Annotated in this window: 22 protein-coding genes; 11 read left to right on the top strand and 11 right to left on the bottom strand. The window is 73.3% G+C overall.

The features are described 5' to 3' along the window. Nucleotides 1-21 precede the first annotated feature (21 nt). Nucleotides 22-1,479 (top strand): penicillin-binding transpeptidase domain-containing protein, encoded by a 1,458-nt coding sequence (locus B446_RS25055; protein WP_193384550.1) that lies wholly within the window; start codon nt 22-24, stop codon nt 1,477-1,479. 225 nt (nt 1,480-1,704) lie between these two features. Here B446_RS25055 and B446_RS25050 read toward each other — a convergent pair whose 3' ends face one another. Beyond that, entirely contained in the window at nt 1,705-2,523 is an 819-nt protein-coding gene (locus B446_RS25050; protein WP_328285356.1) for a hypothetical protein, read from the bottom strand. A 35-nt stretch (nt 2,524-2,558) separates the two neighbouring features. Continuing rightward, complete coding sequence (locus B446_RS25045; RefSeq protein ID WP_020942226.1) at nt 2,559-3,668, bottom strand: ferritin-like domain-containing protein; 1,110 nt, start codon at nt 3,666-3,668, stop codon at nt 2,559-2,561. A gap of 122 nt (nt 3,669-3,790) precedes the next feature. Between B446_RS25045 and B446_RS25040 the strand changes: the two genes are divergently transcribed. The 4 genes from B446_RS25040 to B446_RS25025 all read left to right on the top strand — a co-directional run bounded on the left by B446_RS25040 (nt 3,791) and on the right by B446_RS25025 (nt 6,970). Next, the gene (locus B446_RS25040) at nt 3,791-4,729 is read left to right on the top strand and encodes an AurF N-oxygenase family protein (RefSeq protein WP_020942225.1); all 939 of its coding nucleotides are present in this window, start codon (nt 3,791-3,793) and stop codon (nt 4,727-4,729) included. Between the two features lie 106 nt (nt 4,730-4,835). Next, nucleotides 4,836-5,489: a TetR/AcrR family transcriptional regulator gene (locus B446_RS25035; protein ID WP_020942224.1), complete on the top strand. Its 654-nt coding sequence runs from the start codon at nt 4,836-4,838 to the stop codon at nt 5,487-5,489. Further along, the gene (locus B446_RS25030) at nt 5,476-5,796 is read left to right on the top strand and encodes a hypothetical protein (RefSeq protein WP_193384495.1); all 321 of its coding nucleotides are present in this window, start codon (nt 5,476-5,478) and stop codon (nt 5,794-5,796) included. The genes B446_RS25035 and B446_RS25030 overlap by 14 nt, the downstream gene beginning before the upstream one ends. 112 nt (nt 5,797-5,908) lie before the next feature. Continuing rightward, nucleotides 5,909-6,970, top strand: coding sequence for a C40 family peptidase (locus B446_RS25025; RefSeq protein ID WP_043476419.1), 1,062 nt, complete (start codon nt 5,909-5,911; stop codon nt 6,968-6,970). Here B446_RS25025 and B446_RS25020 read toward each other — a convergent pair. The 5 genes from B446_RS25020 to B446_RS25000 are packed head-to-tail and all read right to left on the bottom strand — an operon-like array spanning nt 6,943 to nt 12,653. Beyond that, the gene (locus B446_RS25020) at nt 6,943-8,196 is read right to left on the bottom strand and encodes a styrene monooxygenase/indole monooxygenase family protein (protein WP_020942221.1); all 1,254 of its coding nucleotides are present in this window, start codon (nt 8,194-8,196) and stop codon (nt 6,943-6,945) included. The two genes, B446_RS25025 and B446_RS25020, sit on opposite strands and share 28 nt — an antisense overlap. 24 nt (nt 8,197-8,220) lie before the next feature. After that, nucleotides 8,221-8,868 carry a GTP-binding protein gene (locus B446_RS25015; protein ID WP_020942220.1) on the bottom strand — a complete coding sequence of 216 codons (648 nt, stop codon included), beginning with the start codon at nt 8,866-8,868 and terminating at the stop codon, nt 8,221-8,223. Continuing rightward, nucleotides 8,849-9,268, bottom strand: coding sequence for a DUF742 domain-containing protein (locus tag B446_RS25010; RefSeq protein ID WP_043476417.1), 420 nt, complete (start codon nt 9,266-9,268; stop codon nt 8,849-8,851). The genes B446_RS25015 and B446_RS25010 overlap by 20 nt, the downstream gene beginning before the upstream one ends. Next, nucleotides 9,265-9,762: a roadblock/LC7 domain-containing protein gene (locus tag B446_RS25005; protein WP_020942218.1), complete on the bottom strand. Its 498-nt coding sequence runs from the start codon at nt 9,760-9,762 to the stop codon at nt 9,265-9,267. The genes B446_RS25010 and B446_RS25005 overlap by 4 nt, the downstream gene beginning before the upstream one ends. Further along, nucleotides 9,759-12,653 (bottom strand): nitrate- and nitrite sensing domain-containing protein, encoded by a 2,895-nt coding sequence (locus B446_RS25000; RefSeq protein ID WP_020942217.1) that lies wholly within the window; start codon nt 12,651-12,653, stop codon nt 9,759-9,761. The genes B446_RS25005 and B446_RS25000 overlap by 4 nt, the downstream gene beginning before the upstream one ends. Nucleotides 12,654-13,053: 400 nt before the next feature. Between B446_RS25000 and B446_RS24995 the strand changes: the two genes are divergently transcribed. Then, complete coding sequence (locus B446_RS24995) at nt 13,054-13,842, top strand: hypothetical protein (protein ID WP_020942216.1); 789 nt, start codon at nt 13,054-13,056, stop codon at nt 13,840-13,842. A gap of 28 nt (nt 13,843-13,870) precedes the next feature. Here B446_RS24995 and B446_RS24990 read toward each other — a convergent pair whose 3' ends face one another. Beyond that, entirely contained in the window at nt 13,871-14,362 is a 492-nt protein-coding gene (locus tag B446_RS24990) for a MarR family winged helix-turn-helix transcriptional regulator (protein WP_020942215.1), read from the bottom strand. 240 nt (nt 14,363-14,602) lie between these two features. Here B446_RS24990 and B446_RS24985 point away from each other — a divergent pair, with 240 nt between their 5' ends. Continuing rightward, nucleotides 14,603-15,427 carry a lysozyme gene (locus B446_RS24985; protein ID WP_020942214.1) on the top strand — a complete coding sequence of 275 codons (825 nt, stop codon included), beginning with the start codon at nt 14,603-14,605 and terminating at the stop codon, nt 15,425-15,427. 210 nt (nt 15,428-15,637) lie between these two features. Next, entirely contained in the window at nt 15,638-18,007 is a 2,370-nt protein-coding gene (locus tag B446_RS24980; protein WP_020942213.1) for a SpoIIE family protein phosphatase, read from the top strand. A gap of 217 nt (nt 18,008-18,224) precedes the next feature. On the opposite strand, the gene B446_RS24975 is transcribed toward B446_RS24980, so the two are convergent. The 3 genes from B446_RS24975 to B446_RS24965 form a co-directional block, all read right to left on the bottom strand. Beyond that, on the bottom strand, nt 18,225-19,238 hold the full coding sequence (locus B446_RS24975) for a serine/threonine-protein kinase (RefSeq protein WP_020942212.1): 1,014 nt from the start codon (nt 19,236-19,238) through the stop codon (nt 18,225-18,227). Between the two features lie 158 nt (nt 19,239-19,396). Then, the gene (gene lon, locus B446_RS24970; RefSeq protein WP_020942211.1) at nt 19,397-21,817 is read right to left on the bottom strand and encodes an endopeptidase La; all 2,421 of its coding nucleotides are present in this window, start codon (nt 21,815-21,817) and stop codon (nt 19,397-19,399) included. 193 nt (nt 21,818-22,010) lie between these two features. Next, on the bottom strand, nt 22,011-22,850 hold the full coding sequence (locus B446_RS24965; protein ID WP_020942210.1) for a rhomboid-like protein: 840 nt from the start codon (nt 22,848-22,850) through the stop codon (nt 22,011-22,013). Between the two features lie 200 nt (nt 22,851-23,050). Here B446_RS24965 and B446_RS24960 point away from each other — a divergent pair, with 200 nt between their 5' ends. From B446_RS24960 to B446_RS24950, 3 genes are all read left to right on the top strand, one after another. Further along, entirely contained in the window at nt 23,051-23,731 is a 681-nt protein-coding gene (locus tag B446_RS24960) for a hypothetical protein (protein ID WP_043476415.1), read from the top strand. Nucleotides 23,732-23,840: 109 nt separating this feature from the next. Then, the gene (locus B446_RS24955; RefSeq protein ID WP_020942208.1) at nt 23,841-24,581 is read left to right on the top strand and encodes a response regulator transcription factor; all 741 of its coding nucleotides are present in this window, start codon (nt 23,841-23,843) and stop codon (nt 24,579-24,581) included. Further along, on the top strand, nt 24,578-25,699 hold the full coding sequence (locus B446_RS24950) for a sensor histidine kinase (RefSeq protein ID WP_020942207.1): 1,122 nt from the start codon (nt 24,578-24,580) through the stop codon (nt 25,697-25,699). The genes B446_RS24955 and B446_RS24950 overlap by 4 nt, the downstream gene beginning before the upstream one ends. Nucleotides 25,700-25,784 lie beyond the last annotated feature (85 nt).

Here is a 25,784-nt window from a genome sequence, read left to right as displayed (position 1 = left end):
GAGTACGGCAACGGCCGGCCGATGGCGCGGTACATCCGGCACGCCTGCGCGTCCTGCGTGCTGCTGCTGGTGGCGCTGCTGGTCAACGCGGCCCGGGTGCAGCTCGTGCAGTCGTCCTCCTACGACGCCAACCCGGCCAACCGCCGCCCGACGATCGCCCGTTGGCAGCAGCCGCGGGGCGACATCCTGGTGGGCGGCGAGCCGGTCACCGGCTCCACGGACACCGGGGAGCAGCTGCGCTACGAACGCACCTACCGGGACGGCCCGTTGTACGCGCCGGTCACCGGGTTCGCCTCGCAGCTGTACGGCACCACGTTCCTGGAGCACGCCGAGGACGGGGTGCTCTCCGGCACCGATCCGATGCTCGCGCCGCTGCCGCTGTGGAACGACGTGACGCGCCGGGCGAGCCCCGGCGGGAACGTGGTGACGACGCTGAACCGCAAGGCGCAGCAGGCGGCGTACCGGGGGCTGCACGGGCGCAAGGGCGCGGTGGCGGCGATCGAGCCGGCCACGGGCCGCATCCTGGCGCTGGTGTCGACGCCGTCGTACGACCCCGCCGAGCTGTCGGGCAACAGTGAGGCGGCGGCCTCGGCGTGGGCGCGGCTGAACCACGATCCGGAGAAGCCGATGCTGAACCGGGCGGTGCGGCAGACGTATCCGCCGGGTTCGACGTTCAAGGTGGTCACCGCCGCGGCGGCGCTGGACGCGGGGGTGGTCACGGATCTGGACGGGCGCACCCGCTCCCCCGATCCCTACCGGCTGCCGGGGACCGACACGCGGCTGACCAACGAGGGCGACGGCTGCCGGGACACCACGTTGCGGGACGCCTTCGCGTGGTCGTGCAACACGGTGTTCGCGAAGCTGGGCGTGGACGTGGGGGTGGCGGACATGACGGCCACGGCCCAGGCGTTCGGCTTCAACGACACCCGGCTGCGGGTGCCGTTCGCCGTGGCGCCGAGCACCTTCGACACGCACGTGGACAAGGCGCAGCTGGCGCTGTCGTCGATCGGGCAGTACAACACCCGGGCGACGCCGTTGCAGATGGCGATGGTCGCGGCGGCGGTCGCGGACGACGGGCGGCTGCGGACGCCGTACCTGGTGGAGCGCACCACCCGCCGGGGCGGTGAGACGGTGGCGGGCGGCGGGTTGCGGCCCGAGCGGCAGGTGATGCGTCCGTCGACGGCCGTGCGGCTCAGGGAGCTGATGACGGACGTGGTCCGGGAGGGCACCGGGACCAACGCGGCCATCCGCGGTGCCACGGTGGGCGGCAAGACGGGCACGGCGCAGCACGGTCTGGGCAACGCCGGGGTGCCGTACGCCTGGTTCGTGTCCTGGGCGCAGGGCGACGACGACCCGGAGCCGAAGGTCGCCGTCGCGGTGGTGGTCGAGGACGCCTCGGCGGACCGGGGTGAGATCAGCGGCGGCGGGGACGCGGCGCCGATCGCCAAGGACGTCATGCGGGCGGTGCTCGGACTGTGAGCCGACGGCCCGCCCTGGCGCCGGCGGGCGGAGGCGGCGTCCTGCCGGGCGCCGGCGGGCGGAGATCAGCTGCCCGGCCGGGCCCCAGCGGGCAAGGTCAACGTCCAACCAGGCTCCGGCGGGCGGAGGTCGACGTTCACCCGGGCCCCGCTGGGCGGAAGTCGGCGTCCAACCAGGCCCCGCTGAGCGGAGGTCAATGCCCGGCCGGACCCCGGCGGGCGGAGGTCAGTCGATCGGGCGGACCGTTTCGGAGCGGACCTTGGCGGTGAGCCGGGCCGCCGCGTCGAGGTCCACGTCGGCGGGGTCGGCGGTCAGGGCGCTGGGGGCGATCTCGCCGACCATGGCGGCCGTGTTGCCGTCGGCCCAGGCGCAGACCGGGTAGGTGGCCTTCAGGCCGGAGTGGTTCTCGGTGACGACCTCGCAGCTGACGGTGGTGTCCGTGCCGGGCGGGGTGACGTCCTTGGCGGGCTCCACGACGGTCACGCCCTCGGCCTTGCCGGCGCCCTTGAGCATGTTGGCGCGGCCGTCGGCCGTGTTCTGGAAGCGGCCGTACAGGCCGGAGATCACCAGGCTGCCCCGGCCGTCGTTGCCGCCCACGCCGTAGCGGGCCACCACGGAGTCGGTGACCTTGGCGTCCCAGGCGCCGTCGACCTCGTCCTCGATCTTCTGGCCCTCGGTGCCGGAGAGGTCCTGGGTGAGTTCGTACTTGCCGTCCACCAGGGTCTTGGGCGCGGTGAGCTTGTTCTTGGCCGCCGGGAAGTCGTGCTCGACCTTCAGCCCGAGGAGGACGAGTCCGACGAAGCCGAGCACCAGCAGTCCGACGACGCCGCCCACGATGCCGAGCACCAGGCCGACCCGGCTCTTCTTCGGGGGCGGGCCCATCGGGGGCATGCCCCAGGCGGGGTACGGCTGCTGCGGATAGGGCCCGGGGGCCGGGGGGTAGGGCTGCTGCTGGGGGTACGGGGAGCCGTACGGGCCCGGCGGCGGGGTCTGCGGGGGCTGCTGACCGTAGGGGTACTGCGGCGGCTGGGGCGGCGGAGGCATGGACACGCCAGCACGTTACTGCACCTGAGTGACGTTCAGGACGGCTCCGCGGCGGCTTCGATGGTCTCCCGCACCTCGGCCACCCGTTCCCGCTCCTCGGCGGCGAAGCGCTCCGCGTCCAGCCGCTCGGCGATCTCCTCGTCCTGGGTCATCAGCAGGTCGAGGCTGGAGTCGCCCATCTCGAACACGCCCAGGTCGAGGTAGGCCTGCTGGAGCCGCTTGCCCCACAGGCCGATGTCCTTGACGCAGGGCACGATGCGGCTGAAGAGGAGCTTGCGGAAGAGCTGCAGGAACTCCGAGTCCTCGCTGAACCGTTCGGCCTCCGCGCGCGGGATGCCGAAGTTCTCCAGCACCTCGACCCCGCGCAGCCGGTCGCGCATCAGGTAGCAGCCCTCGATGACGAACTCCTCGCGCTCGCGCAGTTCGGCTTCGGTGAGCTGCCGGTAGTGGTCGCGCAGCGCCATGCGCCCGAAGGCGACGTGCCGGGCCTCGTCCTGCATGACGTAGGCGAGGATCTGCTGGGGCAGGGGCTTGTCGGTGGTGTCCCGGATCATGCCGAACGCGGCGAGGGCGAGCCCCTCGATCAGCACCTGCATGCCCAGGTAGGGCATGTCCCAGCGGCTGTCGCGCAGGGTGTCGGCGAGCAGGGACTGCAGGTTGTCGTTGATCGGATAGAGCATGCCGATCTTCTCGTGCAGGAAGCGGCCGTAGATCTCGGCGTGCCGGGCCTCGTCCATGGTCTGGGTCGCCGAGTAGAACTTGGCGTCCATGTCGGGCACCGACTCCACGATCCGGGCGGCGCAGATCATCGCGCCCTGTTCGCCGTGCAGGAACTGGCTGAACTGCCAGGAGGCGTAGTGCCTGCGCAGTTCGCCCTTGTCCCGGTCGGTGAGCCGGTCCCAATACCGGGTGCCGTAGAGGGACATCGCCTCGTCCGGGGTGCCCAGCGGGTCGTAGGGGTCCACCTCCAGCTCCCAGTCGATGCGCCGCTGCCCGTCCCACTGCTTGTCCTTGCCCTTCTGGTACAGGGCGAGCAGGCGGTCGCGGCCCTCGTCGTACTCCCAGCTGAAGCGGGCCGCGCCGGACGCGGGCACCTGCCACGGGGAGCTGCCGGGGTCGTCTGTGTACAGGTCGTGGCTCGGCATACCTCGCAGAGTCACACGTAGACGGTGGGTCAACAAGTCCTGCGCGGGGGATTGACGGCGTTACTGACAGGCAGTCTCATAAGAGGCGGACGACGTACCCCGGGTAACGAGGTGAGGGAGCCATGACGACCCTGACGGAAGCGGACGCGCTCGACGGACTGCGCGACGCGCTCGGCCTGCTCAAGGACCGCGAACAGGTGGCCGAAAGGCTGCTCGTCTCTTCCGCCAAGCACTCCTTCGACCCCGACAAGGAGCTGGACTGGGACGCGCCCTTCGAGGAGGGCAAGTGGTTCTGGCCGCCGGAGCTGGTCTCGCTGTACGGCACGCCGATGTGGCGGCGGATGAGCGAGGAGCAGCGGATCCTGCTCTCCCAGCACGAGGCGGCCGCGCTGGCCTCGCTCGGCATCTGGTTCGAGATCATCCTGATGCAGCTGCTGTGCCGGCACATCTACGACAAGGCGGCGACGAGCGCGCACGTGCGCTACGCCCTCACCGAGATCGAGGACGAGTGCCGGCACTCCAAGATGTTCGCGCGGCTGATCGAGCGCGGTGACGCGCCCTGGTACCCGGTGAGCCGGGCGCACCAGAACCTCGGGCGCCTGTTCAAGACCATCTCCACGACCCCCGGTTCCTTCACGGCCACACTGCTCGGCGAGGAGGTGCTCGACTGGATGCAGCGGCTGACCTTCCCCGACGAGCGGGTGCAGCCGCTGATCCGCGGGGTCACGCGCATCCACGTGGTCGAGGAGGCCCGGCACGTGCGCTACGCCCGCGAGGAGCTGCGCCGCCAGATGCTGACCGCGCCCAGGTGGTCGCAGGAGTTCACCCGGATCACCTCGGGCGAGTTCGCCCGGGTGTTCTCGGTGGCCTTCGTCAACCCCGACGTCTACACCAACGTCGGCCTGGACCGGCGGGAGGCGATGGCCCAGGTGAAGGCCAGCGGGCACCGGCGGGAGGTCATGCAGAGCGGGGCGAAGCGGCTCACCGACTTCCTGGACGACATCGGGGTCCTGCGCGGCGCCGGCCGGCGGCTGTGGCGCTCCTCGGGGCTCCTGGCCTGAGACCCGCCGTCAAGGCGGATTCCGGCCGCCGGGGAAGCCGGCGGCCACGGGGAACGGCGTGATCGGCCACGACCGGCCGGCACCGGGGCCGACTACGCTGAACCCCATGACCCCCACCGTCCCGGCCTACCGCAGGCTGAGCGTCGAGGAGCGGCGGAGCCAGCTCCTCGACGCCGCGCTCTCCCTCTTCGCGCACCGCGCGCCGGAGGACGTCTCGCTGGACGACGTGGCCGAGGCGGCCGGGGTCTCGCGCCCGCTCGTGTACCGCTACTTCCCCGGCGGCAAACAGCAGCTCTACGAGGCCGCGCTGCGGTCGGCCGCCGAGGAGCTGCGCCAGTGCTTCGACGAGCCGCGCCAGGGCCCGCTGCTGCCCCGCCTGTCCCGGGCCCTCGACCGCTACCTGGCCTTCGTGGACGGGCACGACACCGGATTCAGCGCGCTGCTCCAGGGCGGCAGCGTGGTGGAGACGTCCCGGACGACCGCCATCGTGGACGGGGTGCGCCGGGCCGCCGCCGAGCACATCCTCGGCCACCTCGGCGTCCGCGACCCCGGTCCGCGGCTGCGCATGACCGTCCGGATGTGGATCACGGCCGTCGAGGCGGCCTCGCTGATCTGGCTGGACGAGGACAAGCAGCCCGAGGCCGGCGAGCTGCGCGACTGGCTGGTCGAGCAGTTCGTGGCGGTCCTCAGCGTGACCGCCGCCCGTGACCCGCAGACCGCTGCCCTCGTCGGCACGCTCGCCGGGGATGGCCGAGACTGAGGGTGTGAAGAGTCAGGACACTCCCTTCGAGGGCGGCCCCATGGACGGGCGCGTGCTGCCCGTCCTGCTGGGCATGACCGGCCACCCCCCGAAGACGTACCGCATCCCCGTCCCGGACGCGGCCGGCGGCCCGCCCACCGTGCTCGTCTACCGCCGCGTGCCCCGCGCGTACGGAAGGCGGACCGGCGTGGTGCGGGGCTGGAAGTACCGCTACGACCCCGAGGGCCGCGGCGGCGGCCGGCTCAGATGGCCGTGGATCAAGGGGGACGGCACGCCGTCCGGCAAGCCGGGCGGCCCGACCGGGTGAGAAGGCTGCGCCGGACGGCGTAGGCATGCTCCCCACGGCACACCGACACGTCTGATTATCACGGTGCGCAAGCGGGCGGAGGGTCCGCCCGAACCGCACCGGAGGTGATGTCGTGTCAGGAGTGCTGGTGCGCCTGGCCTGTACGGCCGCGGTGGCGGCCCAGGCGGTCCTCGCGCCCGTGCCCGCGGTGGCCGAACCCGCGCCGCGGTCCGTCTCCCAACTGCTGACGGACCTTCAGCGGCTCTACCGGCAGGCCGAGCAGGCGACCGAGACCTACAACGCCACCGCGGAGCGGCTGACGCGACAGCAGGCGGAGGTGGCCCGGCTCGACGGCGAACTCGCCCGCGCCCGGCTCGCCCTGCAGGGCAGCCGCACCGACGCCGGGCGCCTGGCCCGGCAGCAGTACCAGGGCAGCAGCGACTTCTCCGCCTACCTGCGGCTGCTGCTGGCCCGCGACCCGCAGCACGCCCTGGACGAGGGCCACGTCATCGGCCGGCTGGCCCGTGAACGGGCCGAGACCATGACCCGGCTCACCGGGGCCGAGCGGAAGCGGGACGACCTGGCCCGGGCGGCCCGCCGGGCGCTGGACGCCCGGCTCACCCTCGCCGGTCGGCAGCGCAAGCAGCGCGACGACGTACGGGCCCGGCTGGCCGACGTCGAACGGCTCCTCGCCACCCTCACGCCCGAGCAGCTCGGGGCGGTGGCCGGGCTGGAGCGGAACTCGGTCGCCGAGGCCCAGCGCGGCCTCACCGCCTCGGGCGCGCTAGGCAACGACGACCGCCCCCCGACCCGCGGCGGCGACCGGGCCGTGCGCTACGCCCTCGGCCAGGTCGGCAAGCCCTACCGGTGGGGCGCCCAGGGCCCGGAGTCCTTCGACTGCTCGGGCCTGACGTCGCGGGCGTGGCAGCAGGCGGGCACCCCGATCCCCCGCACCAGCCAGGAGCAGTGGGCCCGGCTGAAGCGGGTCCCGCTGCGCGAGCTGCGCCCGGGCGACCTCGTCGTGTACTTCCCGGAGGCGACCCACGTGGCGATGTACGTGGGCGACGGCGAGGTCGTCCAGGCGCCGAGGCCCGGCGAGAAGGTGGAGGTCTCCCCGCTGGCGTCCTATCCGGTGCTCGGCGCCGTACGTCCGGACGGCCCAGCCGCTCAGGCCCCGGCGACCGAGGCCAGGTAGGCCTGCGTGCGCTCCGGCTCGTAGAAGAAGTTCTCGAAGTCGGCCGGGTCGTCGAAGCCGTTGGCGAAGCGGTCGGCCACCGGCTGGAGTCCGCCCGCGGCGCCCAGCAGGTTCAGGACGTGCTCCGGCGGCGGCGCCAGCATGGCGTTCGTCCACTTGGTCACGTGCTGGGCGGTGGCCCAGTAGCGGTCGAAGGTGGCCCGCATCCACTCCTCGTCGAACGGCTTGTCCTCCCGTTCCAGGATGGAGCCGAGGTACGCGGCCGCGCACTTGGCCGCGGAGTTCGAGCCCTGGCCGGTGATCGGGTCGTTGGCGACGACCACGTCGGCCACGCCGAGCACGAGTCCGCCGCCGGGCAGCCGGCCGACGGGGGTGCGGACGGTCGGCGCGTACCGGCCCGCCAGCGTGCCGCCGGCGTCGGTCAGTTCGACCTTCGTGGCCCGCGCGTACTCCCAGGGCGTGAACTTCTCCATGAGCTCCAGCGTCAGGGAGAGGTGCTCCGCCGGGTCCTTGACGCCGCCGAAGGCGTCGAGCGGGCCGCCGGGTATGCCTTCCCAGAACAGGATGTCGGCCCGGCCGGACGTGGTCAGCGTCGGCATGACGAACAGCTCGCCGACCCCGGGGACCACGTTGCAGCGCACCGCGTCGAAGTCGGGGTGCTCGGGGCGCGGGCCGAGTCCGTGGACGTAGGACACCGCCAGCGCGCGCTGCGGCTCGCTGTACGGGGAGCGCTCCGGGTCCCGGGCGAACATCGACACCAGCTCGCCCTTGCCGGCCGCGACCAGGACGAGGTCGTAGGCGCGGGAGAAGTAGTCCAGGTCGCCGACCGCGGCACCGTGGATGACGAGCTGGCCGCCGCGCTGGGCGAAGGTCTCCATCCAGCCGGCCATCTTCACCCGCTGGTCCACCGACTGCGCGTAGCCGTTCAGCCGGCCCACCCAGTCGATGGCCCGCTGGGTGGGCCCCGGGTCGTGCGAGCCGGGGGCCGCGACCGAGACGCCGAGCCCCTCGATCCTGGGGGCCTGGGACTCCCAGAAGTTCAGCTGGAGATCGCGCTCGTGCTGGAGCGCCGTGTCGAACATGCACTGCGTCGACATGACCCGGCCGGAGCGGATCTCGTCCGCGGTCCGGTTCGACATCAGGGTGACCTCGTAGCCGTTCGACTGAAGGCCGAGGGCGAGCTGGAGACCGGACTGGCCGGCTCCGACGACGAGTATCTTCCGCATGCGGGTGGGGCTCCTAACAGGGACTTACTCGGGGGTTTCGTCGAGCGCGTGGCCGACGAGGGCCAGGAGGGTCTCGATGGCCGAGATCCGGCGCCGCGCATCCATGATCATGACAGGGATGTGGGCGGGGACGGTCAGTGCCTCGCGCACGTCCTCCGGCTCGAACAGCTCGCTGTCGTCGAAGTGGTTGACCGCGACGACGTACGGCAGTCCGCAGCTCTCGAAGTAGTCCAGGGCCGGGAAGCAGTCCTTCAGCCGGCGGGTGTCGGCCAGCACGACGGCCCCGATCGCGCCCCGCACCAGGTCGTCCCACATGAACCAGAACCGCTGCTGGCCCGGGGTGCCGAACAGGTACAGCACGAGGTCGTCGTCGAGCGTGATGCGGCCGAAGTCCATGGCCACGGTGGTGCTCAGCTTGCCGGGGGTGGCGGACAGGTCGTCGGTGCCCTCGCTGGCCTCGGTCATCAGCGCCTCGGTCTGCAGCGGCGTGATCTCCGAAACGGCCGTGACCAGCGTGGTCTTGCCGACCCCGAAGCCCCCGGCCACCACTATCTTGGTGGCTATGGGGGCCCGGGTGCGGTCCTGCTGCCAGGCTTTCAGGTCCTCGTCGGGCTCGGCGAAGCCGGCGACGAGGGGGGCGACGCCGGTGGCGTCAGAGACGGCGGAGTCCACTCAGCACCCTTTCCAGCAGAACGCGGTCCGGACGGCCGGTGCCGTGACCGGTCCCGGTGCCGTACACACGGATCTTTCCCTGGTCCGCGAGGTCACTGATGAGGACGCGGACCACGCCGAGCGGCATCTTCAGCAGCGCGGCGATCTCGGCCACTGTGCGCATCCGGCGGCACAGTTCGACGATGGCCCGCATCTCCGGCATCACCCGGCTGGAGAGCGGGCTGTTCGTCAGTTCCCTGCGCTCCTCGGCGGCTTCGAGGGCGGCCGTGGTGCCCACGAACGTCTCCACGAGGAGGACGTGGCCGAAGCGGGTGCGGCCGCCGGTGAGCGAATAGGGGCGCACCCGGGCGGGTTTGCGGTCGCCGCCGCGCACGGGCAGTTTGCTCACTGTGCCGCTCATCGGGTGCTCCCGGTCGACTCGGCCTCCAGGGACTTGCGCAGCTCGCTGCGGAGTTCGGGGGTCAGCACATGGCCGGCGCGGCCGACGAAGAGCGCCATGTGATAGGCCACCACGCTCATGTCGCACTCCGCCGAGCCGTGCACCCCGAGCAGCGAGCCGTCGCTGATCGACATCACGAACAGGCTGCCCTCGTCCATCGCGACCATCGTGTGCTTGACCCCGCCGAACTCCATCAGCCGGGCGGCGCCCACGGTGAGGCTGCCGATGCCGGAGACGATGGTGGCGAGGTCCGCGGAGGAGCCGCGGGGGCCCTTGGCCGGACGGGCGCGCCGGGACTGTTCGGTGTGTCCCGGGTCGGAAGACAGGAGCAGCAGACCGTCCGAGGAGACCACGGCGACGGACTGGATGCCGGGGACCTCCTCGACCAGGTTGGTCAGCAGCCAGTGCAGGTTGCGGGCCTCACTGCTCAGTCCGAAGGTACTGGGCGCGGTCAACTGCTTGCCTCCTCGACTGTGCCCCCCGTGGCTTCTTCGGTACGTTCTGCGGTCTCCGCCGCCACCTCGCGGTAGCCGGCCTGCGCTCCCTGGCGGAAGCCGCCGAGCCGGCGGCGCAGGGCCTCGGCGTCGACGCCCGTGGCGCGCTGGCGGGGCGGTGCCGCCGGGGCGGTGATCCTGGGTGTGCGCTTGGGCAGGCCCTTGCTGGTGACCGGCTCCGCCTCGGACGCGGCCTCGTCGTCCCCGCCGACGGCCGTCGTGCGCTGTGCGTCCCCGGCCGCGAGCGGTCCCCCCGGGGTGTCTCCGCCCTCGGCGGACGCGGGGTCCGCGAGCTCGGGGAGGAGAAGTTCCATGGTCGTCTCGGCCGGTGTCTCCCGCGGTGCCTTCGGCCGGACCGGCGCCCGGGCCGTGTCCGGTTCCGGTGCCGCGACGGCTCCGGTGCGCGGCTCGGCGGCCCGGGCGTGCGGCTGGGACGCCTCCGGGGCCGCCGTGCGCGGCTCGGGGGTCCGGACGGCGCGGGCGTGCGGCGCGGGCGTGCCCGCGGTCTCGGCCGGCGGCTCCTGCTCGTCCGTGGCCCGGGCGTGCGGCTCGGGCTCCTCGGCGGGCCGGGCCAGCGGCTCCGGCTCCGTGGACTCCGGGGCGGTCTGCCGCGTCGCGCGCGCCGCGCGCTCCGCCAGGGCCACCAGCGGGTCGGTGTCCTTCGGGCGGGTGTGCAGGACGTTGGAGTTGGCCTCGGCGTCGGCACCGGGCAGGGAGAAGGTCTGGGTGCTGTCCGGGCGGCTGACCGGGGGCGGCACCGCCGCCGCGGGGGCCTCGGCCAGCAGGGAGTGGGGCAGGACGACGACCGCCGCCACCCCGCCCTGCTTCTGCTCGCGCAGCTGGACGCGGATGCCGTGCCGGTGGGCGAGGCGGGCCACGACGTACAGGCCGAGGCCGAGACCGGCCTCGCCCTCGTGGTCGTAGGGCGACTCGGGGTCGAAGTCGGCGAGGCGCGCGTTGAGGCGGTCCAGGCGGTCGCCGGCCATGCCGATGCCCTCGTCCTGGACGGACAGCATGACCTCGCCCGATTCCAGCAGCCAGCCGGAGACCTCGACGGGCAGGTCCGGCGGGGAGAACGAGGTGGCGTTCTCCATCAGTTCGGCGAGCAGGTGGGAGAGGTCGTCCGCGACGAAGCCCGCCAGATGCGCGTGCGGGGGCAGGGCGGCGATGCGGACGCGCTCGTAGCGCTCGATCTCGCTGACCGCCGCGCGGACCACGTCGACCAGCGGGACCGGGCCGTGGTGCTGCTGGACGTGCTCGGTGCCGGCGAGGACCAGCAGGTTCTCGCTGTGGCGGCGCATGACCGTGGCGAAGTGGTCGAGCTTGAAGAGGGTGGCGAGCCGGTCGGGGTCCTGCTCGCGGTCCTCCAGGCTCTCGATGACGGCCAGTTGCCGCTCGACCAGGCCGAGGGTGCGCAGGGCGAGGTTGACGAAGGTGCCGCCGATGCTGGTGCGCAGTCGCTCCAGCTGGGCGGCGGAGTCGGCGAGTTCGGCGCGCAGTTCCTCGCGGGCGTCGGCCATCTTCTGCCGCTGGCCGACCAGGTGCTTGCGGTCGGCCTCCAGCGTGGCCACGCGCTCGTGCAGGGCGGCGGCGTGCGCGTGCAGGGCGTTGACCGAGCGGACGACCTGGGCGAACTCGTCGTTGCGGCCGGTGAAGGCGATCGGCTCCTGGGCCGCCGGGTCCTCGGCGCCGGCCAGGCGGGCCGAGCCGCGGCGCAGCACGGAGAGCGGCCGGGTGAGGGTGCGGGCCATGGCGGTGGCGATGCCGACGGCGACCAGCATGAGGGCGCCGAGGACGGCGACGCGGATCTCCAGGGCGGTGACGTCGTCGTCCCGCAGCCGGGCGAGGTCCTTGGTGCGGTGGTCGTAGAGGGCCGACTCGGCGCCGCGCATGAGGTCGACCCGGGCGGACAGGGCCGCGTCCAGCTTCTTGGTGCTGGTGGACAGTTCGCCGTCGGTCAGGGAGGGCTGGTCGGTGAGGGCGGCCAGGTACTTGTCTGCGGAGTTGACCTCGGGCCCGGTGACCGTGGAGTCGTAGGAGGTCACGGACGCCTTGGGGGCCGTCTCGCGGAAGTCGGCGAGGGCCGCGTCGGAGCGCAGCCGGGCGATCTGGGCGGCGGCGGTGAGCGCGTCGCGCTGCTTGCGGTCGGCGTCGGTCGTGCTGGTGGTCGTCGTCGGCAGGCCGGTGGCGGGGTCGATGACCGTCTGCCGGGTGGACGGGATGCTGAGCGCGGCGAGCAGCAGGCCGCGGGCGGCCGCGGAGTCCTGGACGGCGGAGTCCAGTTCGGCGAGGGAGTGGACGCCGGTGCCGGCCCGCGGGGGCAGCCGTTCGGCGAGTTCGTCGGCGAGCCGGTGCAGCGCGGTGATGGTGGCCGAGTACGCCTGGTGGGTGCGCAGCGCGTCGGTCTTGCCGGTGAGCGCGGACCGGCGGACGGCGGCGATGCCGTCGAGGTCGGCGCGCAGCCCGGACGGGGTGTCGGTGTCGGCGCGCAGCTCCTCGACCTGGCGGTCGACGCGGGCGCTGCGGTCCTCGGAGGGCGCCTTGGACTTGGGGCGGCCGGCCGCGACGTAGGAGGTGACCTCGTCGCGTTCGTCGGCGAGCGAGTGGGCGAGCGCGAGCGCGTCCTCGGTGCGGCCGGCCAGCGTCACCAGGTCCTGGGAGTCGCTGAGGTCCTGGGAGGCGGCGAGCAGCGAGGGTGCTCCCGCTCCGGCGACGGCCGCGGCCACCACGGCCACGGCGACGATCAGCCGGGTGCGCACATGGGTGGGGCGGCCGGCGCCCACCGGGTTCTGCGGGGCGGCCCCCTCGGGGGTCGTCTGCCTGCCTGTGCGCCGAGGCCGCTTCATCTGCACCGGTGCTCGCAATCCTGAACTCGTCTACCCATGGGCCCGGGTGGCGCCCCGTCGTCTGGGTCCTGGTGCCAAGTGGTGCGTACACCCGGTTCGTACGGTTCCCGACCCTCCCAGCGCCGGTGAGCAGTGGTCGCGCATCACCTGACCCGCCACCCGAAGGAGTGAACATCGAAGGGAAGTTGGCGGGCAAGTTCCAGCGGCCTGTGCGGGGCCGGTGCGCGGCGGGCCGGTTGGACGCGCGCGGCAGGCTTTGGCAGTATTCGCCGCCACGTCTTCCCGGAGTACTCCCATTACCGCGCATTACCCGCAAACCAGGCGGCTGACCTGGGCGGGGGTGCCGATGCGGCGGCGCTCGCCGGCGTTCGGCGGAGCCTGTGAAGGGCTCGTGCAGACTGGCGGGATGCGAACTGATCTCGTTTCGGAACCCGGTGACCCGAACCGCCCCAACGAGGACTTCGCCGGTGTCGGACTACCCGCCTGCGGTCAGGGTGGTTGTGTGATCTTGCTGGACGGAGTGACGCCGCCCCGGGAGTGCGCGGGCTGTGTGCACACGGTCCCCTGGTTCGTCGGGCGGCTCGGCGGCGCGCTGACCGAACTGACCGTTTCGCGGCGGGATCTGACGCTCCCGGAGGTTCTCGCGGAGGCGATCGCCCGGACCGCCCGGGCCCACGCGGGCACCTGTGACCTTTCTCACCCGCGCACGCCGCAGGCAACCGTGGTGCTGTCCCGCTGGTCGGACGCGGCCGTGGAGTACCTGGTGCTGTCGGACTCCGTCCTGCTGCTGCGCTCGCCCGGCGGTGCGGTGACCCCGGTACTGGACGACCGGCTCGCGCGGCTGCCGCGTGCGGCGCTGGCCACCGACGCGCTGGTGGACACGAACCTGCGCAACAAGGAGGGCGGGTTCTTCACGGCGGCGGCCGACCCCTCGGTCTCCGCCCGCGCGGTCGCCGGCACGCTGCCCCGCGCCGAGGTGGGTGCCCTGGCCGCGCTGTCGGACGGCGCGGCCCGCTGGACGGAGCGGTTCGGGGAGGGCGACTGGACGGCCCTGTTCGGGGTGCTCGCCGAGGAGGGCGCCCACGGCCTCGTCGGCCGGGTGCGCGCACTGGAGGCCGCGGACCGCGAGGCGCGGGCGTTCCTCGGCCGCGCCAAGACGCACGACGACGCGACGGCGGTGTTCGTGGAGCTGTGAGGCCCCGGATGCGTGGGGACTTGTCCGTCTAGCGTTCCATGACGTTGTTCAACTGGTGGATCAGCCGGGCCAGTTCCGCCACCTCGTGGCGGTCCCAGTGGGCGAGCTGGCGGACGTAGCGGGCGCGGCGGGCCTCGCGGACCTTGCCGACCCGGCCCCGGCCCTCGTCGGTCAGGGTCACCAGCCAGGCCCGCCCGTCCGCCGGGTCCGGCTCGCGGGCGATCAGGCCGAGCTCCTCCAGGGCGCGCAGCTGACGGGACATGGTGGCCTTGCCGACGCCGATGTAGGCGGCCAGTTCGGTGGCGCGCTGGCCGCCCAGCTCGTCGAGGCGGATGAGCAGGCCGTAGGCGGACGATTCCAGGTCGGGGTGGACCTCGCGGGCCATCTCGCCCTGGCTCGCCCGGGCGCGCCGGAGCAGCACCGTCAACTCGCGCTCCAGCGCCAGGAACTCCTGGTCTGCACCACTGGGCGTCGCCTGGCCGACGGTGCCGGACGCACCGCCGTTTCCGTCCTCGTGCACGTCAGCACCCCTGCTCGGTTTCGCGGTCCTGAAAGTTTCTGTCAAAAGTCGTCATTGCCGCAGCTCCGTAAGTATTTCGCAGGCGTAGACCAACGGCAGCCTCCGGACCCTCTTCCCACGCCGTCATCTACGTGCGTAGCTTCTTCAGCAGGCAAGTAATGACATGACCACGCCAGTGAAGCAACGGTCACTTCGGTCACCCCACGCGGCCCCCACACCTCACTCCCCCGGAGACACGTCATGCCCGTGCCCAGACCCGGTTTCCTCCGGCCACGCCCGCTCGCCGTCCTCCTCACGGCCCTGCTGTCGGCGCTCGCCCTCTCCGTCCCCCTCACCAGCGCCCGTGCCGCCACCGCGCCCGGCCGGGGCACGGCGTACATGGGCATGGGAGTCCTCGCCCACGACGGCCGCGCCGGCACCCCCACCACCGGTGACGCCACCCAGACCGAGGGCGTCGACGTCGCCGGCTACCAGGGCAACGTCGCCTGGAGCACCCTGTGGGGCAGCGGCGTCCGCTGGGCCTACACCAAGGCCACCGAGGGGACGTACTACACAAACCCCTACTTCGCCCAGCAGTACAACGGCTCGTACAACGTCGGCATGATCCGCGGGGCCTACCACTTCGCGACCCCCGACACCACGAGCGGCGCCACCCAGGCCAACTACTTCGTGGACCACGGCGGCGGCTGGTCCCGGGACGGCAGGACGCTGCCGGGCGTGCTGGACATCGAGTGGAACCCGTACGGCGCCGCCTGCTACGGCAAGACGGCGAGCGGGATGGTGAACTGGATCGCGGACTTCCTGAACACCTACAAGGCGCGCACGGGCCGCGACGCCGTCATCTACACGGCGACCAACTGGTGGACCCAGTGCACCGGCGACTACGGCGGCTTCGCCGTGAACAACCCGCTGTGGATCGCCCGCTACGCCACGGACCCCGGCACCCTGCCGGCGGGCTGGGGGTACTACACGATGTGGCAGTACACCTCGTCGGGCCCGACGGTCGGCGACCACGACAAGTTCAACGGCGCCCTCGACCGGGTGCAGGCCCTGGCCAACGGCTGACCCTCCCCCTCGGCGTGCCCGAGCGGCGGCCGTCCTCCCCGGAGGACGGCCGCCGCTCTCCCGCACCGGTGCCGCCCGCGGCGGTGCCGGTGCCGGGTGCCGTGCGGCCCGCCGCCGCGCCGGTGCCGCGCGGTGCTGCGTTGGTGCTCCGCGCCGGCCGGGATCATGCTGGTCAGGAGAGCCTGCCGAGCAAGGGCGAGATGAGCGGCGATGGAGCGACAGTCGACGTACACGGCCACGGCCACCATCGATGAACAGGGCATCCTGACCAGCTGGAGCGAGGGTGCCCGGCGACTGCTCGGCTACGAGTCCTCGGCCGTGGTCGGACGGCCCGCCGCCGCCCTGCTCGCCGCCGAGGGCGCGGCCGCCCGGCGGGCCCTGGCCGGGCGCGACCGGTGGAACGGCACCGTGCCGCTGCGGCACCGGGACGGCCACCGCCTGGAACAGGGCCTGCTCGCCCACCGCCGCACCTCCTCCGACACGGGCACCACCGACTGGCTCCTGGTGTCCGCCGTGGGCGACCGCCCGCAGCCGCCCCGAGGTGAGCCCCTGGAGGAGTGGACCTTCATCCAGTCGCCGTTCCCGCTGGCCATCTTCGACACCGAGCTGCGCCTCATGCGCGCCAACCGCCGCCTCGAACGCGCGCTGTCGCTGCCCGAGGCCGCGATGCGCGGACTGCACCTGTCGCACATCGCGCCCGGCCGGGCCAGCGACGACGCCGACCGCACGATGCGCGAGGTGGTGGAGAGCGGAGAGCCGCGGGAGCTGCGGACCGGCGTCGGCGCGGGACTCGGCCCGCCCACCGTCCTCACCCCGCTCAAGGACGGCACCGGCCGGGTGCGCGCCGTCTGCCTCGCGGCGCAGCGGCGGGCGGCGGACCCCGCCGCCGGGCCGGACGACGGGGACGCCGGCACCGCAGGCACCCGGGCCGGCACCTCCCCCGACCTGCGGCACACCGCGCAGGAGCTGGCCGACGCCACGGTCCCCCGGCTCGCGGACTTCATGGCCGTGGACCTGCTCGACGCCCCGCGCGGCCGGGCCGAACCCGGCGACTCCACGGCCAGCCCGCTCGTCCTGCGCCGCGCCGCGGTACGGGCCGTCCCGGACGGCGACGGGCCCGCCCCGGGGGCCCGGGTGGGCGAGGCCACCGCCTACGAACCGGGCTCGCCTCCCGCGGACTGCCTGATCTCCGGCCAGTCCGTCCTGTACGCCACCTCGGACCCGGTGGTGTCGGGATGGGCGGCGGTGGACCCGGCCGCCGCCTGGCTGCACGCCTACGACGCCCACTCGCTGATGGTGGTGCCGGTGCGGGCCGAGGGCAGCACGCTCGGGGTGGCGCTGTTCGGCCGCCACCGGCGGCGCGAGCCGTTCGGCCCGGAGGACCTGCGGCTGGCCGAGGAACTCACCGCGAAAGCGGCCACCGGGATGCGCACCGGCCGCGGCGCCGCCCGGGCCCGCACCACCACCATGTCCCTGCAGCGCAGCCTGCTCCCGCACACCCTGCCCGACCAGGCGGCCCTGGAGATCGCCACCCGCTACCTGCCCGCGGCCACCCGGGCCGGGGTGGGCGGCGACTGGTTCGACGTGATCCCGCTGTCCGGGGCGCGGGTCGCGCTGGTCGTCGGCGACGTCGTCGGCCACGGCATCCGGGCCTCGGCCACCATGGGCCGGCTGCGCACCGCCGTACGCACCCTGGCCGACGTCGACCTGCCCGCCGACGAGCTGCTCACCCACCTCGACGACCTCGTGCTGCGGCTGGCGGCCGACGAGGGCAGCGCCGACCCGGCCGCGGAGACCGCCGGGGGCATCGGCACCACCTGTCTGTACGCGGTCTACGACCCGGTCTCGCGGCACTGCACGCTCGCCCGGGCCGGGCACCCGCCACCGGCCGTGGTCACCCCGGACGGCACCGTCCGCTTCCTGGACGTGCCCGCCGGGCCGCCGCTCGGGCTGGGCGGACTGCCGTTCGAGGCGTTCGAGACCGAGCTGCCCGAGGGCAGTCTGCTCGCGCTGTACACCGACGGGCTGCTCGAAGCGCGCGACCACGACATCGACGAGGCGCTGGACAAGATGTTCGCCGCGCTCGTGCGCCCGGCCCCGAACCTGGACTCGGTCTGCGACCGGGTGCTCACCGAGCTGCTGAGCCACCGACCCGAGGACGACATCGCCCTGCTCGTCGCCCGCACCCGGGCGCTGCACGCCGACCGGGTCGCCGCCTGGGAGCTGGAGAGCGAGTTCACCGTGGTGGCCCGGGCCCGCAAGTACACGAGCGACCAGCTCGGCGCCTGGGGACTGGAGGAGGCCGCCTTCACCACCGAGCTGATGGTCAGCGAACTGGTCACCAACGCCATCCGCTACGGCCGCCCGCCCATCCAGCTCCGCCTCATCCACCAGGACTCCAAGCTGATCTGCGAGGTCTACGACTCCAGCGGCACCACCCCGCACATGCGGCGCGCCCGGATCTTCGACGAGGGCGGCCGCGGCCTGCTGCTGGTCGCGCAGCTCGCCGAGCGCTGGGGCACCCGGCACGACCGGGTCGGCAAGACCGTGTGGGCGGAGCAGTCGCTGCCCGGGCGCTGAGGCGGCGGCACGACACGACGCCCGTCACGACGGCGGCCCCCGCCCCGAGCGGCGAGGGCGGGCTGCCGGTCGGTCTTCCGGGCGGTCGGTCGTGGTGGGGGTGCGGAGGTCCTGGCGGTTCTCGTTGTTGCGCTTCGTGGTCCTTCTCCTACTTGTGCCGGGGGCCTTTTCGTTTTCCGGTGTCTCCGGTGCGGCCCGTGCTTCGAGTAGGCCGGAACTACGCCGGTCCTCCGAGGACCGGGGCGGCCCAGGCGGGCGGCTCGGGCACCGCGGGGGCGGCGGGGCGCACCGGCCCCGCCTGCCCGGCTTGCCCGGCCTGCTTCACGCGTACGTCCACCAGCGTCGGCGTGCGTTCCCGGTGGTCGGGGCCGGCCACGGCGGCGCGCAGGGCGGCGACGAACTCCAGACAGGAGCCGTACCGGTCGTCCGGGGCCTTGGCCAGCGCCCGGCCGAGGACGTCGTCGACGGCCGGCGGGAGCCCGGGCCGGTCCTCGCTGAGCTTGGGCGGCGGGTCGTACTGGTGCGCCCACAGCAGTTCGAGGTCGGCCTCGCGCCGGAAGGGCGGGGCGCCCGCGAGCATCTCGTGGACGACGCAGGCCAGGCTGTACAGATCCGACTGGCCGTCCACGGGGCGGCCTGCGACCCGTTCGGGCGCCACGTAGTCGAGGGTGCCGACGAACTCGCCGGCCGTGGTGAACCCGGTGAGCGACAGCGACTTCTTCGCCAGCCCGAAGTCGGTCAGGTAGACGTGCTCGGGGTGGTCGCTGTCGACGCCCTTGGCGACCAGCACGTTGCCGGGTTTGACGTCCCGGTGCACCAGGTCCCGTTCGTGGGCCGCGTCGAGCGCGGACGCGAGCTGGGCGGCGATGCGCAGCGCGGCGGGCACGGGGAGCGGGCCGTCGCGGTCGAGCACGGCCCGCAGGTCGAGCCCGTGGACGTAGCACATCGCGATGTACAGGACCCCGTCCGTCTCGCCGGCCTCGAAGACGGGGACGATGTGGGGGTGCTCGATGGCGGCCGCGGCCCGGGACTCCTGGGTGAAGCGGCGGCGGAAGGCCTCGTTGCGGGTGTACTCGGGGGCGAGCAGCTTGAGGGCGACCGTACGGCCGAGGCGCAGGTCCTCGGCGCAGTAGACGACGGCCATGCCGCCGCGGCCCAGCTCGCGCACCACGCGGTAGCCGGCGATCTCCGTCCCGATCGGGCCGGAGGGTTGGACCGCCTGCCCACTCACGCCCGAATTCTATCGATCGGGGCCGGACGAGCGCGCGTTGACGCGTGCTGGGACCGCCACCGCACGGGTCGTATCGGGTCGGACGGGTCGGGGCAGGACAGGGCGAAGGCCCGGGCCTCCCTCACGGGACCCGGGCCTCGCTCGTCCGGCGGCGTCCGTCACGCCGCCACCGGAACCTCCGGCGCCGCGTCGTTCGTCGCGGGCGCGAGCGCCAGTTCCAGGACCTGGCGGACGTCGGTCACGGCGTGGACGTCGAGCCTGTCCAGCACCTCGGCCGGGACGTCGTCCAGGTCGGGTTCGTTGCGCTTGGGGATGATCACGGTGGTTACCCCGGCGCGGTGGGCGGCGAGCAGCTTCTGCTTCACCCCGCCGATGGGCAGCACCCGGCCGGTCAGCGAGACCTCGCCGGTCATCGCCACGTCCGTGCGCACCAGCCGGCCGGAGAGCAGGGACGCGAGGGCGGTGGTCATGGTGATGCCCGCGCTTGGCCCGTCCTTGGGGACCGCGCCCGCCGGGAAGTGGATGTGCACGCCCCGGTCCTTCAGGTCGGCCACCGGCAGCTCCAGTTCGGCGCCGTGGCTGCGCAGGAAGCTCAGCGCGATCTGCGCCGACTCCTTCATCACGTCGCCGAGCTGGCCGGTCAGGGTCAGTCCGGCCGCGCCCGTCTCCGGGTCGGCCAGGGACGCCTCGACGAAGAGGACGTCACCGCCGGCCCCGGTGACCGCGAGGCCGGTCGCCACGCCCGGCACGGCCGTCCGGCGCTCGGCCGGGTCCTGCGCGGACTCGGGCACGTGGTGCGGACGGCCGATCAGCGCGCGCAGGTCCTCGTCCCGCACGGTGAACGGCAGCTCGCGCGCGCCGAGTTCGTGCTGGGCCGCGACCTTGCGCAGCAGCCGCGCGATGGACCGCTCCAGGGTGCGCACGCCCGCCTCGCGGGTGTACTCCCCGGCCAGCTTGCGCAGGGCGCCCTCGTCGAGGGAGACCTCGTCCACGGCGAGGCCCGCCCGCTCCAGCTGGCGCGGGAGCAGGTGGTCGCGGGCGATGACGACCTTCTCGTCCTCGGTGTATCCGTCCAGTCGCACGATCTCCATACGGTCGGCGAGGGCCTCCGGGATCGCTTCCAGGACGTTGGCGGTGGCGAGGAAGACGACGTCGGACAGGTCCAGCTCCACCTCCAGGTAGTGGTCCCGGAAGGTGTGGTTCTGCGCCGGGTCCAGCACCTCGAGGAGCGCCGCCGCCGGGTCGCCGCGGAAGTCGGAGCCCACCTTGTCGATCTCGTCGAGCAGGACCACCGGGTTCATCGACCCGGCCTCCTTGACGGCGCGGACGATCCGGCCGGGCAGCGCGCCGACGTAGGTACGGCGGTGACCGCGCACCTCGGCCTCGTCGCGGACGCCGCCGAGGGCGACCCGGACGAACTTGCGTCCCATGGCGTGCGCGACGGACTCGCCGAGGCTGGTCTTGCCGACGCCGGGCGGGCCGACGAGCGCGAGCACCGCGCCGCCGCGCCGTCCGCCGATGACGCCCAGGCCGCGCTCACCGCGCCGCTTGCGCACGGCCAGGTACTCGGTGATGCGCTCCTTGACGTCCTCCAGGCCCGCGTGCTCGGCGTCCAGGACCGCCTTGGCGCCCTGGATGTCGTAGGCGTCCTCGGTCCGTGTGTTCCACGGCATCTCCAGGACGGTGTCGAGCCAGGTGCGGATCCAGGAGCCCTCGGGCGACTGGTCGGAGGCGCGCTCCAGCTTGTCGACCTCCTTGAGGGCGGCCTCACGGACCTTCTCCGGCAGGTCGGCGGCCTCGACGCGGGCGCGGTAGTCGTCGGACTCCTCGCCGTCCTGCTCGCCGTTCAGCTCGCGCAGTTCCTTGCGCACGGCCTCCAGCTGACGCCGCAGCAGGAACTCGCGCTGCTGCTTGTCGACGCCCTCCTGGACGTCCTTGGCGATGGTCTCGGCGACGTCCTGCTCGGCGAGGTGGTCGCGCAGTTGCCGGGTGGCGAGCTTGAGCCGGTCCACCGGGTCGGCGGTCTCCAGCAGCTCCACCTTCTGTTCGGTGGTCAGGAAGGGCGAGTACCCGGCGTTGTCGGCGAGCGCGGAGACGTCGTCGATGGCCTGGACGCGGTCCACGACCTGCCAGGCGCCGCGCTTCTTCAGCCAGCTCGCGGCGAGGGCCTTGTACTCCTTGACGAGGTCCGCGACCTGGCCGGGCAGCGGGTCGGGCACGCTGTCGTCGAGGCGTGTGCCCTCGACCCACAGCGCGGCGCCCGGACCGGTCGTACCGGCGCCGATCCGCACCCGGGCGCGGCCGCGGATCAGGGCACCCGGGTCGCCGTCGGCCAGCCGGCCGACCTGTTCGACCGTGCCCAGCACACCCGTGGCGGCGTACGTGCCGTCGACGCGCGGTACCAGCAGCACCCGGGGCTTGCCGGATCCGGACCGGGCGGCGGCCTGGGCGGCCTCCACCGCGGCGCGCACCTCGGCGTCGCTCAGGTCCAGCGGAACCACCATCCCGGGCAGCACGACCTCGTCGTCGAGCGGCAGCACGGGCAACACGAGCGTGAACGCCGTGGACTCAGCAGCCATGATCTCCCCTTAGGCAGTCAACTTGAGCTATGCCGACTCAATGCACGACGCGGCCCGAATGTTCCCCCGGGGCTGTTCGCCGTGAGCGATCACCGGTCGAGGGTGGTGTTCCGGCAGGCCGGAGGCCGGGTGACGGATCGTCGGCGGCACAGCCCCGCGCCCGGGGAGGGGAGTGCGCGTCCGGAAGGGGAGGTCAGGCGCGGGTCCGGGCCCGCCGTACCCACGGCCAGGTCGCGACGCCGATCGCGAGGGCGATCAGGTGGCCCCAGTCGGTCATCGGGTCCCGGAAGGCGGCCAGGTCGACGAGGAGCGCACCCGCGACCGGGACGAGCAGGAGCCGGCGCGGCCAGGGGGCGAGCAGCCCGGCCAGCGCGCCGACGGCTGCGGCGACGCCGAAGCTGATGCCGTAGTCGAGGCGGTGCAGGGAGCTGTCCGGCAGGTGGCCTGCCAGCACCGCGAGGCCCACCGGGACCTCCGTGGCGAGGGTCGCCAGGACGTGTCCGGCCAGGAACACCCCGGCGGCCCGGGCGGCCCCGATCCGCCGCTCCAGGGCGCTGAGCACGAGCACGAAGGCGGCCGCGTACGGCGAGACGACCCCGCCCGCGATCCACAGCGCGCTGGCCAGGAGCACCAGGACCGGTGTGCGCGCCAGGTGGGCGACGTCGGTGCTGGAGCCCTGCTGGAGCGTGTGCACGAGCGCGGGGTCGGCGAACGCCGCCACCAGCGAGGTGACGGCGAGGACGGCCGCGTAGGCGAAGGTGAACGGAGTGCCGGTGGGCGTGGGCAGGAAGTGCCGGGGCCGGACGCGGCGCAGCCGGGAGAGCGCGGCCGGGACGGGGGCGGCGATCGCGGTGGGGGCCGTGGCCCGCGTCTCGCGCGGCCGCGGGACGCCGTCGAGGAGGTCGTCGCCGAGGAGGCCGCCGAGGAGGCCGGTGCCGTCCGGGGCGGGCCGCGGGCGGGCACGGCCGGCGGGATGCGGCGCGCCCGGGGGCGGGGACGGGGCCGTCGCGGGTCCCGGCACGGTCCGTTCCACGGTGAGGCGCTCCTTCCGACGCGCCCCACCCTTGGCGTTCCGGGGGCGGCTGTCCATGACCCGCGCCACACGGGAGCCGATTCACAGCCGCGTCCTACCGCAAGGGGGCGTCCGTCCCCGGACGGCTCCGGACGTCACCCACAGGCGGCCTCCCGTTCAATTCCCGTGAACCGCGCGTCCCGTTCGAGCAGGATGGACGCATGACTGCCATGTACGACGCTCCCGTGGTCCTGGACCGCCGCGAAGGCCCGTACGGCGAAGTGGTCCTGCGCAGACAGGGTGACCTGCTGCAGATCATCGCCAACGGCTGCTTCCTGATGGACACCTCCGACGGGCGCTCGGAGCGCCTGCTGGTCGACGCCGCGTACGGCGCCCTGGACGGCCGTCCCGAGCCCGCCGTGCTGATCGGCGGCCTGGGCGTGGGCTTCTCGCTCGCACACGCGGCGGCGAACCCGGCCTGGGGCCGGATCAGCGTGGTCGAGCGCGAACCCGCCGTCGTCGCCTGGCACCGCGACGGGGGCCCGCTGTCCGCGCTCTCGCGGGCCGCGCTGGCCGATCCGCGTGCCGAGATCGTCGAAGCCGACCTCGTGACCTACGTCAATGAGACGTTCGACACGTTCGACGCGCTCTGCCTCGACATCGACAACGGCCCCGGGTGGACGGTGACCGAGGACAACGGCGGTCTCTACACACCCGCTGGACTCGCCGCCTGCGCAAGGGTGTTGAGGCCCGGAGGCGTGCTGGCGGTATGGTCGGCCGAGCCCTCTGCGGAATTTGAAGGAACCTTGCGGAATGCCGGGTTCCGCCACGTGCGTACCGAAGAGGTGCCCGTTGCCCGGGGCGTTCCGGACGCTGTCCACCTCGCTGTCCGCCCTGGATAGCGACGGTACGGGGTGTCCCCGTAATGTGCTGCCCTGACGCCGATCATTCAAGCGTCAAACGCAGTCATGGGATCACCCCACGGATTCCGGAAAGCAACAGGGGCGGGCGATGGAGCAGACACACACCTCCCAGACCGGCGCGGCGACGACCACTCCGGGCGCACAGCGCCGGGTGCTGGTCGTCGAGGACGACCCCACGATCGTCGACGCCATCGCGGCCCGGCTCCGTGCCGAGGGATTTCTCGTGCAGACCGCGGGTGACGGTCCGGCCGCGGTCGACACGGCCGAGGCCTGGCAGCCCGACCTGCTGATCCTCGACATCATGCTGCCCGGCTTCGACGGCCTGGAGGTCTGCCGCCGTGTGCAGGCCCAGCGCCCGGTGCCGGTGCTGATGCTCACCGCGCGGGACGACGAGACCGACATGCTGGTCGGCCTCGGCGTCGGCGCCGACGACTACATGACCAAGCCGTTCTCGATGCGGGAGCTGGCCGCGCGGGTGCACGTCCTGCTGCGCCGGGTGGAGCGGGCGGCCGTCGCCGCCTCCACGCCCCGCTCGGGCATCCTGCGGCTCGGCGAGCTGGAGATCGACCACGCGCAGCGCCGGGTGCGGGTGCGCTCCGAGGACGTCCACCTCACGCCCACCGAGTTCGACCTGCTGGTGTGCCTGGCGAACACCCCGCGCGCGGTGCTCTCCCGGGAGCAGCTGCTGGCCGAGGTGTGGGACTGGGCCGACGCCTCCGGCACCCGGACCGTCGACAGCCACATCAAGGCGCTGCGCCGGAAGATCGGCGCCGAGCGGATCCGCACCGTGCACGGTGTCGGCTACGCCCTGGAGACACCGACGCCATGAGCGGCGGGCGGGAGGCCGCACGGAGGAGCCCCGGGCCCCTGGGAGAGGAGCCCTGGGGCGGCGTACGCCCGTTCTCGATCAAGACCAAGCTGGGCGCTCTGGTCGTCATCTCGGTGCTGATCACCACCGGTCTGTCGATGATCGCCGTGCACACCAAGACGGAGCTCCGCTTCATCACGGTCTTCTCGATGATCGCCACACTGCTGATCACGCAGTTCGTGGCGCATTCGCTCACCGCGCCGCTGGACGAGATGAACGCGGTGGCCCGGTCCATCTCGCGCGGCGACTACACCCGCCGGGTGCGCGAGAACCGCCGCGACGAGCTGGGCGACCTGGCCGAGACGATCAACGTCATGGCCGACGAGCTGGAGGCACAGGACCAGCAGCGCAAGGAGCTGGTCGCGAACGTCTCGCACGAGCTGCGCACGCCCATCGCGGGCCTGCGCGCGGTGCTGGAGAACATCGTCGACGGCGTCACCGAGGCCGACCCGGAGACCATGCGGACGGCCCTGAAGCAGACGGAGCGCCTCGGCCGGCTGGTGGAGACCCTGCTGGACCTCTCCCGGCTGGACAACGGCGTGGTGCCGCTGAAGACGCGCCGCTTCGAGGTGTGGCCGTACCTCTCGGGCGTGCTCAAGGAGGCCAACATGGTGGCCTCGGCGCGCGCGGGCATGGCGTCGGGATCCGGCAGCCACACCCGCACAGACGTGCATCTGCACCTGGACGTGTCCCCGCCGGAGCTGACCGCGCACGCCGACCCCGAGCGCATCCACCAGGTCGTCGCGAACCTCATCGACAACGCGGTCAAGCACAGCCCGCCGCACGGCCGGGTGACCGTGCGGGCCCGGCGCGGCGCGCAGCCGGACTCGCTGGAGCTGGAGGTGCTGGACGAGGGTCCCGGCATCCCCCGCTCGGAGTGGCACCGCGTGTTCGAGCGCTTCAACCGGGGCGCCGTGAACCGGCCGCACGGGCCGGGCAGCGACGGCGGTACGGGCCTCGGCCTGGCGATCGCCCGGTGGGCGGTGGATCTGCACGGCGGCCGGATCGGTGTGGCCGAATCCGAGCGGGGGTGCCGGATCATCGTCACTCTTCCGGGACTGACTTCCGTCCCAAGTTGACGTAAAGTCCGAACCGGAGCCACAAGATCCACGGGTGTCCGCACAGCCGGACACGTGTGATCAGGGCCGGGCCCCGGACGCGCCG

Source organism: Streptomyces collinus Tu 365 (assembly GCF_000444875.1).
Classification (GTDB): Bacteria; Actinomycetota; Actinomycetes; order Streptomycetales; family Streptomycetaceae; genus Streptomyces; species Streptomyces collinus_A.
Note: the sequence above shows the minus strand (reverse complement) of the source record. Positions and strands in the feature narration are given on the sequence as shown.